The sequence below is a fragment of the Prosthecobacter fluviatilis genome (genome assembly GCF_055388355.1).
The window spans coordinates 4,998,182-5,011,631 of the sequence record NZ_AP043782.1; the positions used below are offsets into that span (position 1 = coordinate 4,998,182).

The window sequence follows — 13,450 nt, forward strand, 5'->3', positions numbered from 1 at the left end:
TGACGCATTTTCAGGCGGTTTTAGTTTTGTATTGGGTTAGAATAACGCGCGCGCGTTGCCTTTCGTGATTCTCAAAACAGATGGAATTCCACGTCGCGCAAACCGTTCTGATTCCTGATCGCATCAACACTTTTCCCATTTATTCTCAATGTTCGGCAAACTTTTTGGCTTCGTCGCCCAAGACATCGGCATCGATCTCGGCACGGCAAACACGCTCGTTTATGTAAAAGACCACGGCATCGTCCTCAGAGAACCCTCAGTGGTGGCGGTTAAAACCGGCACCAACGAAGTCGTCGCTGTGGGTGACGACGCCAAGCGCATGCTGGGGCGTACACCGGGGGGCATCACGGCCATCCGCCCTTTGAAAGACGGGGTGATCGCCGACTTCCGCGTGACGGAGGCCATGCTGCGCCACTTCATCAAGAAGGTGCAAGGCGGCGGCCGCAAGATGCGCGGACCGCGTGTGGTCATCGCCGTGCCCTCAGGGATCACGGAAGTCGAGAAGCGCGCGGTGAAGGAAAGCGCGGAGCAGGCGGGCGCTCGTGAGGTTTATCTGATCGAAGAACCGATGGCCGCGGCCATCGGAGTGGGCCTGCCGGTGCAGGAAGCCGCCGGCAACATGATCGTCGATATCGGCGGCGGTACCACGGAGGTGGCCATCATCTCGCTCTCCGGCATTGTTTACAGCCGCAGTGTGCGCGTTGCAGGGGACGAACTCGACGAGGCGATCATCAACTACATGAAGCGTGCCTACAATCTGATGATTGGCGAGCGCACTGCGGAGGAAATCAAGCTGCGCATCGGCTCCGCCTTCCCGCTGGGCAAGGAAACGACCATGGAAGTCAAAGGACGCGACATGGTGGCCGGCCTGCCGAAGACCATCACCATCACGAGCCAGGAAGTGCGCGAGGCCATGCTGGAGCCGCTGAATGCGATCATCGACGCCGTGCGCACCACGCTGGAACGCTGCCCGCCGGAGCTTTCAGCCGACCTTGTGGATCGTGGCATCATGCTTGCCGGTGGCGGTGCGCTGCTGCGCGGCCTCGACAAATTGCTGCAGGAAGAGACGGCGCTGCCGGTGCATGTGGCGGAGGATCCGCTCAGCGCCGTCGGCGAAGGCACCGGACGGGTGCTGAGCGAACTCGAATTCCTGCGCAAAGTGAGCACGACCGAAGTCTGATGACCATTTCGCGCTGCACTGTGTCTGCTTGAAAGCATCCGCCGAAAAGCAGCGCACCCAGCCCGGAGGAAAGGCCAATCATGAAAAAGCTCAACATCCTCGCGCTTCTGATCTTCGTGGCAGGGCTGGTTGCCGTGTTCACCTTTGACACTGCGACCACCCGGCAGATCCAGTCGCGTGTCCTGAGTCTGCTGTCCCCTTTCATCCACAGCAGTGCGGCGATGGAGCAGGCGGCGGAATCTGCCGTGGCTCCGCAGGTCAATCCGGCCGAGCTGAAACGGGAAAACGACGAGCAGCGGGTCCAGCTGGAGCGGCTACGCATCATCCAGCAGAAGTACAACCAGATCATCGAGGAGAATGCCAAGCTGCGCCAGCTCATTGAGTTCAAGCAGTCCGCTCCTTTTAAAATGACCGCCGCCAAGGTCATCCGCCGCAGCTCCACCACCTGGTGGAACAGCCTCATCATCGACAAAGGCTCGCTCGATGGAATCGGCACGGACAGCCCGGTCATCACCTCGGTAGGCTTGGTGGGAAAAACCTCCACGCTGGCCCCCCACATGGCCAAGGTCATCCTGCTGACGGATGAAATGTGCCGCGTGTCCGCCAAGATCGAAGGCACGCGGGATCAGGGCATTCTTGTTGGTGAGCGGGCTGCTCTGGAAGTGCGCCCGGAGCTGCATCTGCGTTTTCTTGATCGCAACTCGAACATCAATGCCGGTGCCGGGGTTTACTCCTCTGGTGAAGGAGGCGTGTTCCCCGCGGACCTGCTTTTGGGCCGTGTGAAGCGCTTTGAGAATCGTGAAATTTCCGGAGAGGCCGTCATCGAACCCGCCGTTGATTTCTCCACCTTGGATTATGTCTTTGTGATCGAAATGCAGGTGGCCGAGCCCACGCCGGAGCCTGCGGCGACACCGGCACGCACCAAGCCTTGAGCCGCCATGCTGTTCCACCCGATCTCCATCATTCTGCTCCTGCTGACCTTCATGGTGCAGGAGTTCATTCCTGGGCTGGAGATCGCCCAGTTTGCCACGCTTTTTCTGCCGGCGGTGTTTTTTTTCAGCGCCTCGGTGGCGGCCCCTTTTTCCATGATGCTTTTGCTGGCGTTCATCACCGGGTTCATCTGGGATGCAAGGCACCTGCCGGGGGTGATGCAGGGCTTCGCAGGAGCGGAGGATGTCTTTGGAACCGGAGCCGATGTGGAACTGGGGGCTGGCAGCCATCCTCTGCCGTTTGGGCTCTCCATCGTGCTGTTTGGCATGCTGGGGACGCTGTTGCAGGGCATACGCCCGCTGTTCAAGCGCGGCCGACTTGAGCTCCCGGTGCTGATGGTCGGGCTGGCGACTTTTTCCTGGCTGCTCTCGCAGTATCTCATCATGACCTTTTTGCGCGGTTCGCTGCAGTTTCCCACAGGGGTATGGTCAAAGATGATCACTGACAGCCTGCTTGCGATGCTGGCCGCGCCGCTCATCTTTCTTCTGCTGTACTCGCTGGCCCGTCTGTCCAGCTATGAAATTAAATACGAAGGCCTGAGGTACCGTTTCGATGGTCGTTAAATACCGCTTCCGTCTCTACCTGTTCTCACTCGCCATGCTGTGCGGGTTTGGGCTGCTTGTGTTCCGGCTGTGGTCGCTGCAGATCGACCGCCGCGAGGAGTTTGCGAAGATGATTCCCGGGGCGAAGAAGGAACGTGCGCGCATTCCCGGGCCGCGCGGTGAGATCAAGGACCGCAACGGTGTCGTGCTTGCGACGAACAAGGCGAGCTTCGAGGTGCGGATCAATCTGGCCGAGGTCGTCACCGAGTTCAAACGCATCGCCAAGAAGACCAAGGCTCCCATTCCTGAAATCACGTTTGAGATTGTCGAAAAGGGCATCAAGCGGAAAAAGCCGGAGCTCGACATCTACAAGGTTTTTGAAGAGACGATCACGCGCCGCATGATGGAGATGGGCGTGCACAAGGACTATTCCGTGGATTCACTGAGGGTGCATTACCGCAGCTTTGGCGGTGCGGTGCCCTGGGTTTACCGGGATGACCTCACCTTTGCCGAGTTCAGCCGCATTGCCGAGCACAACCTGGGCCTGCCAGGGGTCACCGTGGCCGAGCGTGCCTCGCGAGTGTATCCTCTGAAATCAGTCGCCTGCCACATCCTGGGTTACGTGCGCCTGCCGGATGATCAGCGTGCCTCGGCTGAAGACCGCAAGGGGTGGGACTACTATGTGCCGGATGACTTTGGCGGGGCCGGTGTGGAAAAAAGCTTCGACAACTACCTGCGTGGCAAGCCCGGTGTGCGTGTCATGCAGCGCGACCAGCGCGGCAGGCCCGTGGGAGAAGTGGATGAGGAATACGAGGAGCCCAGAAAGGGCAACGACGTGTATCTGACACTGGATGCCCGCATGCAGATCATTGCGGACAAAGCCCTGCGGGATGCCAAGGTCGGGCGTGGGGCCGTAGCCGTGATCGAGCCGAGTTCCGGTGAGGTGCTGGCCATGGTGTCCGTTCCCTCTTTCGATCCCAACCAGTTCATTCCCAGCATCCAGCAGTCAGACTGGGATGCGCTGCTGAACAACAACACCGTGCCGCTGCTCAACCGGGCGGTGAAAGGGCACGTGCCGGGCTCGACTTTCAAAATTCCGATCTCGTTTGCCGGGTGTCTGGCCGGCATCAACATGAGCCACTTCAACTGCAGCGGCAGTGTGACGTATGGCAACAAGGCCATGCAGTGCTGGATCCAACGTCAGAGCGGCGGCTCTCATGGCACGCTGGGACTGAGTGATGCCATCAAGTATTCCTGCAACTGCTTCTTTTACCGCTATGGCAATGCGGCGGGCATCAGCAACATCACCAAAGTGGGTAAAATCCTGGGCATCGGGACAAGGACGGGGATCGAGCTGGAAGATGAAAGCCCGGGCATTCTGCCCAACCCTGACTGGCTCCGCGCGAACCACCCCAATGAACGCTGGAGCGACGGTGCCACCGCGAACACCTCCATCGGGCAGGGGTATGTGCTGGCCTCTCCTTTGCAGATGGCCTCTGTCAGCGCCACGGTGGCGAATGGCGGCAAGGCCTGGAGCCCGCACCTGCTGAAAAGGGTGATGGATCATGACCGGGCGGTGCTGGACAACCCACCCAGCCTGCGGGGAGACCTTTCCGCCAGCGTCAAACCGGAGCAGATCGAAGTCATCCGCAAGGGGATGTGGAAGGTGGTCAACGATCCTTCCGGAACGGGCAAAGGCGCCCGCATCACCGGGGTGGAAGTCGCGGGCAAGACCGGGACTGCGCAGAACTGGCGGCGTGACGAGAAGGGGGTCAAGCATGACGACAACCACACCTGGTTCATCTGTTTCGCGCCTTATCAAAACCCCAGGTTTGCCGTGGCTGTGCTGGTGCAAAACGGCAAGTCCGGCGGCGGCTGCGCGGCGCCTGTGGCCCGGCGCGTGCTGGAGCAATGCCTGGCTTTGGACAATCCCAAGTTCGTCGTCGATGTCACGCCGATGGAACCTGCGGAAGGTCATTTCAATCATATCGCATCCGTCCAATACGCCGATGCCGCAGTGCCCGCTGAGGCACTCGGCGGGGATGAGGACGGAGACGTGGGCACGGGTGTGTCCGCGCCAGAGTCGGTCGATGCTGACGCGCCGCGCGTGAAAACGGCGCCCAACATCAAGCCGAAAGCCGATTCAGCGGGATCGGCGGGGAGCAACTCCGGACAGAACGTGCCCAAGGCCGTGCCAGTGCGCAGGGTCGGTATTTTCAACCGGGGAAGCTCCCAGGATAGCAAACCATCCGACCCCGCTCCCGGCGGTGGCGGATTTTTACGCAGGATCTTCCGCTGAAGAACTGCCTCATTTTCAGGGAGACTTTACATTATGGCATTGACCTTCGTTCAAAGAATCAAAGAACTGCTCACGGGCAAACGCGACATCAAAAGCGGTGTGCGCCTCGTCATCAACTGTGAGAAGCTGGAAAACCGAGTCGCCTTGCTCGACAAAGGCGTCGTCGAAGAATACAACATCGAGCGTGTCGGCACCCAGAGCCTCATCGGCAGTGTCTTCAAGGGCCGCATCCGCAACATTGAGCAGGGCCTGAAGGCCATGTTCATCGACATCGGGTTCGACAAAAACGCCTTCCTCCATTTCTGGGATGCCATCCCGGCCGCACTGGACGCCGGCCTGGAGGAGATCAACCGTGGCGGCAGCAAAAAGAAAAAGCGGATCGAGGCCAAGGACATCCCGAGCCTCTACCCGATTGGGTCCGAGATCATGGTGCAGGTGACCAAAGGCCCGGTGGGCAACAAAGGGCCGCGCGTCACCACGAACATCTCCCTCGCAGGCCGTCTGCTGGTGCTGATGCCGCTGAACGACACCTGCGGGATTTCCCGCAAGATCGAGGACCCGAAGGAGCGCTCCCGGCTGCGCAAGATCATCGAGAAAATCAGCCTGCCCGAAGGCATGGGCATCATCCTGCGCACCGAAGCCTCCGGCAAGCGTGCGCGGCACATTGTGCGTGATCTGAACATCCTGCTCGATGAGTGGGACCAGATCGTGGCCAAGCGTGACGGACAGAACGCTCCGGTCTGCTGCTTCCAGGAGCCTGATCTTGTGGAGCGCACTGTGCGTGATTTTCTCACCGAGGACATCGATGAAGTGGCCTGCGATGACGCCGCCACCGTGGAGCGCATGCAGCGCATGGCCGCCCACATCTCCGGGCGTGCGAAGCGCCGGATCAACTTTTACCAGGGGCAGAGCGCCATCTTTGAGCACTACGGCATTCAAAAGCAGATCGACAACGCCTTCTACCGGCAGGTTTGGATGCCGTGCGGTGGCTACATTGTGATCGATCAGACTGAGGCTCTCGTCTCCATCGACGTCAACACCGGCCGCAACAAAGGCCACAAGGATGTGGACAAGCTCCTGCTCGAAACCAACCTGGAAGCCGCGGCTGAAGTCGCACGGCAGCTCCGCCTGAGGAACATGGGCGGGCTCATTGTGGTGGACTTCATCGACATGAAGCACCGTCGTGACCAGCAGGCCGTGTACAAGCTCATGCTCGAGCACCTGAAGCGCGACAAGGCCAAGACGCAGGTGCTGCCGATCTCGCAGTTTGGCCTCATGGAGATGACGCGCCAGCGCCTGAATGAAAGCCTGGGCACCACGCTGTATGAACCCTGCCCGTACTGCAAAGGCCATGGCCAGGTCAAAACACCCCTCACCATGAGCGTGGAGCTGCAGCGCCGTCTTGTTTCGGTGCTGGGCCGAGCCAAGGAAGACCAGAAGAGCCTCATCGTCATCGTGCATCCCGAGGTGATGACCCGCCTCAAGACCGAAGATGGTGAGCTGCTGGTCGATCTCGAACGCAAGTACCAGGCACGCCTGACCTTCCGCAGTGACCCTGCCTTCCATCGTGAGCAGATCACTTTGGCGAATGCTGTCACAGGCGAGGAGATCCGCCCCTGATCTCAGCGGTCTGAGCCGCTGATGGTCAGTTCGTCCAGGTCGAAGCTCTCCAGCGCTCCAGCAGCGCTGGGGACGACCACGACTTTGCCGATGCACTGGATCGTTTCCGACCATGAGAAGCCGTTGGCCGCACGCTTCCAGCCTGCGGCGAGCGCCTCGGCATCGTCCCAGTCATAGCGTAGTGCGGCAGCCGCGCGGCTCCATTCAGGTGCAAACGTGGTCTGAGTCTCATACTGCCACTGCGCCACATCCCTGGCGAAGAGCTCAATCATGACGCGTCCACCTTTCTCTGAGGAACGCACATGGCAGGAGATCTCCGCGCCTTTGCCGCCAAAGAGCTGCGACCAGTCCCCCGCCAGCGGTGATTCTTTGGCAGTCGCCGGAGAGAGGGCAATGGGCAGCGCCCTGCCGCTGCGTGATACCTGTATGTAGCCGCCTTTTGCGCCTCCTGCGGCATGGTGCTCGAGCCGGTCCACTCCCTTCCAGCCCTCGGCAGTCGCGTCGAATGAAAGCGTCCGTGCTGCCGGGGGAGGCATTTTGCGATTGGCTGCTTTCAATGGGCTACTGGGCTTCGGAAGCTCCTGGTCCAACAGCTCACCGGCTTGGAAAGCGTAAACGGTTGCATGATCCAGGTCCATCCTCAGACGGAATGCGGAAGCCTGCCAGTCGGCGGGCTGCCATCTGAGCGGGGCGTCCGTCACAGAGGTGGTGATGCGCTCTGCTTCAGCGATCGCCTGGCCCTGCTCATCCAGCGCCAGGACACGAAGGCTCCCACCTGCGGCCACATCCGCAGTGATGCAGACGGGCTCTGATGTGCGCCTGAGCAGACGGGTCACGATTTGGGCGGGCTTTGCCTGCTCCAGAGGGGCATAGCCAGCGAAGCCATCTGGCCGCAGAGTGGCCAGGCAGGGGAGGCAATGACGCTTCCAGCCTGTGTGAGGAAAGTCATCGCCACCGTAAAAGATCATGAGCCTGCCGTCTTTGAGGATGGGCGGTCCAGCCATGGCATAGATGCATTCGCTGTCATAGCCGCCCTGTGCCCCGCGTGGAATGAATGGCGTTCCTGGGGCCACGCGCTGCCATTGCAGGCCGTCAGGACTCCAGGAAAGCTCGCAGTCAACTGAGCGGCCGTCGCCGACGTGGTACATCATCACATATCCCAGGTAGATGCTGCCGTAGCGGAACACCGGCATGCAGTAGGTCTGGCTGGCGCGGCCTTCGGCGATGCCGGAGCGCAGCACCAGCCCGTCATTCTGCCAATGGAGAAAGTCAGCGCTCTGAAAGCGGGAGACCAGCCGCTCGCCAAGGTAAAGTTTGGTGAACCAGAGGTATTTGCCGGTGCGTTCGTCCCAGAAAGCGTTGTTGTGGGTGTCTCCGTTCTGCGCGCCGAAGCCGTGGGCGGCCAGGGCTGGGCTCCAATGAATGCCATCGGCTGAGAAGCGCACCTGCGGTTTGCCGAGGCCGACATCACTCACCATTTTGTAGCGTCGTGCGGGATCAGCATCGTGAAGGTCTTTGAACACGCCGACATTGGGGCAGTCACGGGCGACGATGTTGTTGGCGCTGCTGCCGGCGAACTTGTGGATGCCAAGTTCGGGCTTGTCCCAGTGAACGCCATCTTTGGAAGTGGCGTAAAGCAAATACCAGCCGACCTCATGCACTGTGCTGGGCTGATCCATTTGTGCGATGACTTCCTTGTCAGCCAAAACGCATTTGTACCACATTTTGAAAATCTGCTTGTCCTCATCCCAGACAACGTTGGGATAGAGGTTGTTGAGCGAGTTTTCCCAGGGCTTGTCCGCCTGAAACAGCGGATTGGCCGGATGTTTCTGCGGTGTGCCCAGGACCAGTGTGGCATTTCGCGCCTCTTTAACCACCCGTGAGTCGAGCAGGAGATGCTTTTGCCGCAGGAAGGCCTCCGCCGGGGCTATGGGAACGTCGAGTGCTTCATACCGTTCCCAGTCTGCGTCGTCAAAATGCCACCATTCGCTCTCAAACACGGCGAAGCCATGCCTGGTCATCACCTGCTGGAGCTTTTCGCGGTTTTTGAAGATTTCGGGTGGCACCAGCTTGAAGTGAGCACCGGCTTTCTCGGAGAAGTCATCGTGTGCCGTTGGCATCTGCAACTCCATGCCCCGGGCATCGACGAGCGTCACATCCACCGCCGCGCCTCGATTATGACGGCCGCCTTTGGCGGGGTCTGCCACGAAGCGAGCATCTGGCAGGGTTTTCCACATCGCGCGCTGCACAGAGAGCGGGCGGTAGGCGTCCCAAATTTTAAGGGCCAGCCCCTGGGGCTTGAGCTCTGCCTGCACGCGGGCCAGTTTCTTGGCCGTCTCAGGACGGAGGAGGGCGCGTGCGTGCGCGGGATAGAACGCTGTTTTGAAAAAATTGTCTGCCGTGGTGTAGCGCAGATCGATCACCAAGCCGTCGTCTTTGCCGCCGATTTCGACCAAAGACTGGGCCTGGATGCCCGATACCGCGAGAAAGAAAACGAACAGGATTTTCATGACGGAAGCGCAGCGGAGACTGCGAGCCCGCCATCTCATCAACGTTGCGAAACCTTGCCGCCTTCGAGGAGCTTTTCGAGATTTTTGTCGGGCCGGACGCCTTTTTTGATGGCCTCCCCGTATTCCTCGCGTGCCTTGTCCCACTGGGGCGGATCCCAGGTGATGTAGAGCACGGCCAGATTGAAGTGGGCCTCGCCATAGGCGGGATCGATGGCCAGAGCGGTTTTGAACTCGCGCTCAGCGCGCTCGATCAGGTTCAGCTTGGTGGCGATGATGCCGAGGTAGTGTCTGCCGCTGGCATTGTCAGGGCGTTTGGCAAGGCTCTTCTCAAAGTAGGTCATGGCATCCTTCCAGCGCTCCTGCTTGAAGTAGGTGACGCCGAGGGCAAAAGCGGCCGGTTCGTTCGTGGGATCGTAGGCCAGCGCCTTCTGGAGGGAGACCTCGGCATCGGCATGTTTGTTTTCACGCTGGCGTGTGATGCCAAGCCCGATGAGGGCGGTGACGTTTTTGGGCTCTGCGCGCAGGGAGTCCTGGTAGAGCTTGGCGGCGTTTTCGAAGTCTTTGTTCATGTAGGCTTCGTTGGCCTGGCTGATGAGTTTTTCCACGGAGGTCGGTGCGGGTGGGGCGGCCTTTTTGTCGCTGTCGGGCGATGCATTGGCAATGAGGGTGGCCTGCACGCCCTTGGGGCCCAGGAGTTCACGCACGACGGGGTCAGAGAAGAGCTTTTCCTCCTCGGGGGTGAGGATCATGCGTGCATTTTTCATTTCCTCGACCTGCTTGACGAGCTCGCTGGAGGCGCTCTCCATTTTCTGCAGCTCTGCGATCATGAGGTCCTTGGCGGCCTGCTGGCGGTGCTGCGTGCGAAGCTGGCGCATGATGATGCCGCGCAGCATTTCATTTTCCTGTGTGAGCTCAGGGGTGGCAGCCATCTTGCCTCCCATGCCGTTCTGCACTTCTTTGAGCTGCTTGGTCAGCTCGGCCACCTGGGTCTGGTAGGCGGCGCTCTCTTTGCGCAGCTCGGCCAGCTGGCCCTGCAAACCGGTGAGCTGCCCGCGCAGGGCGGCGATTTCCTGATCCTTGCGGCCGACATCGGCCTTGAGTGTTTCGACCTGTTTCTGAGCTTCGGCGACCTCTTTCTTGAGGCGCTCGTTTTCTGCGATGAGGCGCTGCATCGCCGCATTGCCGGTTTTCTTTTTGAGATCGTCCACCTCCGCCTGCAGTCCCAGACTGCGGGCGCTGGCGGCATCGCGTTCCTTGACTGCGACCTCACGCTGTTTCACTGCGTCATCGCGTTCCTTCACAATTTTGTCGCGCTCGCCGAGGATCTTGTCGCGCTCCTGCTGAACGGCGGCCATCTGAGTGGAGGCTTCGGCCAGCTTTTGAGAGGCCTCCTTGGCTGCGGCTTCGGCGGCTGTGAGCTTCTGGGCGTTTTTGCGCATCTCGAGGTCCACGGCCATTTTTTCCTCCATGAGCTTGGCGAGCTGGGTCTGAGCTGCGCGGCCTTCCTCGACATCTCTGCCCATGGCGAGGATGCTCTGCTCCAGAGCGGCGGCCTTCTTTCCGAGGGTGTCGTTCTGCTGGCGTGCGGTGGTGATTTCGCCAGAGGCCCACTGGTACCAGTTTTGCCATTTGCCGAGGTCGATCTGCTGCTGGTTGTTTTTGGCCTCGAGCTCGAGAACGCGCTGCTTGTGCATCTGCTCCCACTGGCTGAGGAGGTCGCTGAGGCTGGGGAGAGAGCCTGGGGTGGTGGGCATGGTGACCGCAGGCTGCGCCAGAGCGCCAGGGGTCGGAATGGTGGCTGCAGGCATCACAGGAGCGGCTGCCGCTGCGGGTGCCGGGGCAGGGGTGGCGGCTGGAGCCTGGGCTTGTGCCTGGGCCTGGGCCTGCGCAGAACGTGATTGCAGACGGGTGAGGGCGTCCTGAATTTTATGCTGGCGTGCCGCTCTCATTTCCGGCTGCCAGGTGGGGTAGTTCCTGGCGATGCTGTCCATGATCTCGCCAGCCTGCTTGAACTTGGTCTGGGCGAGCGTGTAGTCTCCGGCTGCCTCGAGCGAGGCCGCCTCGTTGTTGAGGACAAAGCCGCGGAAATACTGGTCTGCCACCTCGCTGCTGGTATCGACGGACTGGGCATGCGTCACCGGGGTGGCCAGGACAAGCGCCGCCAGGAGGGTGAGGACGTAAAAGGGGCGATTCATGGGATTTTAGGGAAGGGGGGTGAAGTTTACCGCCTGGCGGCAGCCTTGTAAATGGTCTTGGCGAGCTGTCTCAGGCGCGCCTCTGCCGCAAAACGGCGACCCAGCGGTCCACGGACTTGCCGGGAGCATCCTTCAGGGCCCTGCTTTCCTTGTTGCGTTTGTTGCTGACGACCTCCATGCCCAGGGATTCCAGCGCCCGGAGCGCGAGCCGGTGCTCGACATCGAAGTAGCTGGTGATCACGAGCATGCCGTCGGGGCGCAGTTTGGCGATGCCCTGGTCAAAAATCTTTTTCCACAGCTCCTGGCCGTGCCAGAAGTTTTGGTGGCGGAGGAAGACCATGTTGAAGTCGTCGCTGAGCTCTTTGTGCTGGTCGATCCTGGTGGCGTCCTCGATCAAAAACTGTGCGGGCAGGTGGCCGTGTGTTTCACGTGCCTGGCGGATTTCGCGGATGCGGATGTCTGCGCCGATCATCTCCACGCCGCCGCCCTGGGTGAGCTCGGAGCCGACCTGGATCAGGGTTTCCGCCTCGTCGCAGCGGCCGCAGGCAAGATTCAGAATGCGCATGTCCTTCTGCCCCGCAGGCAGGTGTGGAGAGAGCGAGTCGTGCAGAAGAGATTTCAGCTTCTGCATGTCCTGCTGGATTGCATTCGTGGGCTGCGCCTGCATGACGGGTGGAACGGTGGGGGTCATTTTACTGCAGGTTGGAAAACACTCCCGCTGCGGTTTTTGAGTGCTTGCAGCTGCACCGGTTCAGGAATTGAGAGCCGGTGCGGGCTTCGGCATTTGAAAGCAGGCTCAGAGCGATGCTCAGCAGTTTCATGACCCGAGGTCAAAACTTCAGTTCTTCGCCAAAAATCATGCGTGCAGCCTGCGCGACGTCTTTGTCGCCACGGCCGGAGAGATTGGCGAGGATGATCTGGTCCTTGCGCATGGTGGGGGCCACTTTGCGGACTTCCGCGATCGCATGGCTGCTTTCGAGGGCGGGAATGATGCCTTCGACCTGGCTCAGCTCCTGGAAGGCCGCCAGCGCCTCGCTGTCGGTGGCGTAGTTGTAGGTGACACGGCCTTGCTCATGGAGCCAGGCGTGCTCGGGGCCGATGGCGGCGTAGTCGAGGCCGGCGCTGACGCTGTGGGTGAGTTCGATCTGGCCGTCGGCGTTGGCGAGCAGCCAGGTCTTGGTCCCCTGGAGAACACCGAGGCGTCCGCCTTGAAAGCGTGCGGCATGGCGTTCAGGAATGATGCCGTCGCCGCCGGCTTCGACGCCGGTCATGCGCACATCCTTGTCATTGAGGAAAGGATGGAAGAGGCCGATGCTGTTGCTGCCGCCGCCGACGCAGGCGACGAGGAGGTCTGGCAGACGCTCCTCACGCTCCAGGATCTGGCGCCTGGCCTCGACGCCAATGACGCGGTGGAAATCCCGCACCATCATCGGGAAGGGGTGTGAGCCGAGAGCGGAACCCAGGATGTAATGCGTGCTGCGCACGTTGGTGACCCAGTCGCGCATGGCTTCGTTCACGGCTTCTTTGAGCGTGGCCTGTCCCGCTGTCACGGCGACCACCTTGGCTCCCAGGAAGCGCATGCGTGCGACGTTCAGCGCCTGGCGCTCCATGTCCACCTTGCCCATGTAGATGACGCATTCGAAGCCGAAACGTGCGCATACTGTGGCCGTTGCCACGCCGTGCTGGCCAGCCCCGGTTTCAGCGATGATGCGCTTCTTGCCCAGGCGCTGCGCCAGAAGGATCTGCCCGAGGGCATTGTTGATCTTGTGGGCGCCGGTGTGCAGGAGGTCTTCGCGCTTGAGGTAGATCTTTGCGCCGCCGAGCTTTTCGGTCCAGCGCTCAGCGAAGTAGAGCGGTGTCGGGCGGCCGACATACTCATGCAGGAGCCTGTCGAGCTCCTTTTGGAAAGAAGGGTCAGCTTTCGCCTTCTCATAGTGGTCCGAAAGCTCCTTCAGCGTCGACATCAGAGTCTCGGGCACGAACATGCCGCCGTACTGGCCATAGTGGCCGTGGCTGTCCGGCATCACGGGAAGGGGAAGGGGGGAGGCGGCTGTCATGGGTGGAGACGTTAGATCGAAGAGCGGACCTTGGCAACGTCCGCTCTGGCTTCTGGC

Annotated in this window: 9 protein-coding genes; 5 read left to right on the top strand and 4 right to left on the bottom strand. The window is 60.7% G+C overall.

The window, feature by feature from the left end:
• The first annotated feature begins 148 nt into the window (after positions 1-148).
• From ACZ5WW_RS19610 to ACZ5WW_RS19630, 5 genes are all read left to right on the top strand, one after another.
• A complete protein-coding gene (locus ACZ5WW_RS19610; protein WP_377169129.1) occupies positions 149-1,180 on the top strand; it encodes a rod shape-determining protein in 1,032 nt (343 codons plus the stop codon).
• 80 nt (positions 1,181-1,260) lie between these two features.
• The gene (mreC, locus tag ACZ5WW_RS19615) at positions 1,261-2,112 is read left to right on the top strand and encodes a rod shape-determining protein MreC (RefSeq protein ID WP_377169131.1); all 852 of its coding nucleotides are present in this window, start codon (positions 1,261-1,263) and stop codon (positions 2,110-2,112) included.
• Positions 2,113-2,118: 6 nt separating this feature from the next.
• Positions 2,119-2,733 carry a hypothetical protein gene (locus tag ACZ5WW_RS19620; RefSeq protein ID WP_377169133.1) on the top strand — a complete coding sequence of 205 codons (615 nt, stop codon included), beginning with the start codon at positions 2,119-2,121 and terminating at the stop codon, positions 2,731-2,733.
• Positions 2,723-5,011: a penicillin-binding protein 2 gene (mrdA, locus tag ACZ5WW_RS19625; protein ID WP_377169135.1), complete on the top strand. Its 2,289-nt coding sequence runs from the start codon at positions 2,723-2,725 to the stop codon at positions 5,009-5,011. Before ACZ5WW_RS19620 ends, mrdA begins: the two co-directional genes overlap by 11 nt.
• Positions 5,012-5,044: 33 nt before the next feature.
• On the top strand, positions 5,045-6,631 hold the full coding sequence (locus ACZ5WW_RS19630) for an Rne/Rng family ribonuclease (RefSeq protein WP_377169137.1): 1,587 nt from the start codon (positions 5,045-5,047) through the stop codon (positions 6,629-6,631).
• A 2-nt stretch (positions 6,632-6,633) separates the two neighbouring features.
• On the opposite strand, the gene ACZ5WW_RS19635 is transcribed toward ACZ5WW_RS19630, so the two are convergent.
• From ACZ5WW_RS19635 to trpB, 4 genes are all read right to left on the bottom strand, one after another.
• Positions 6,634-9,141, bottom strand: coding sequence for a M15 family metallopeptidase (locus ACZ5WW_RS19635; RefSeq protein WP_377169139.1), 2,508 nt, complete (start codon positions 9,139-9,141; stop codon positions 6,634-6,636).
• Between the two features lie 38 nt (positions 9,142-9,179).
• Complete coding sequence (locus ACZ5WW_RS19640) at positions 9,180-11,336, bottom strand: tetratricopeptide repeat protein (protein ID WP_377169141.1); 2,157 nt, start codon at positions 11,334-11,336, stop codon at positions 9,180-9,182.
• A gap of 70 nt (positions 11,337-11,406) precedes the next feature.
• The gene (locus ACZ5WW_RS19645) at positions 11,407-12,027 is read right to left on the bottom strand and encodes a methyltransferase domain-containing protein (protein WP_377169143.1); all 621 of its coding nucleotides are present in this window, start codon (positions 12,025-12,027) and stop codon (positions 11,407-11,409) included.
• Positions 12,028-12,166: 139 nt separating this feature from the next.
• Positions 12,167-13,393: a tryptophan synthase subunit beta gene (gene trpB / locus ACZ5WW_RS19650; RefSeq protein ID WP_377169145.1), complete on the bottom strand. Its 1,227-nt coding sequence runs from the start codon at positions 13,391-13,393 to the stop codon at positions 12,167-12,169.
• Between the last annotated feature and the right edge of the window lie 57 nt (positions 13,394-13,450).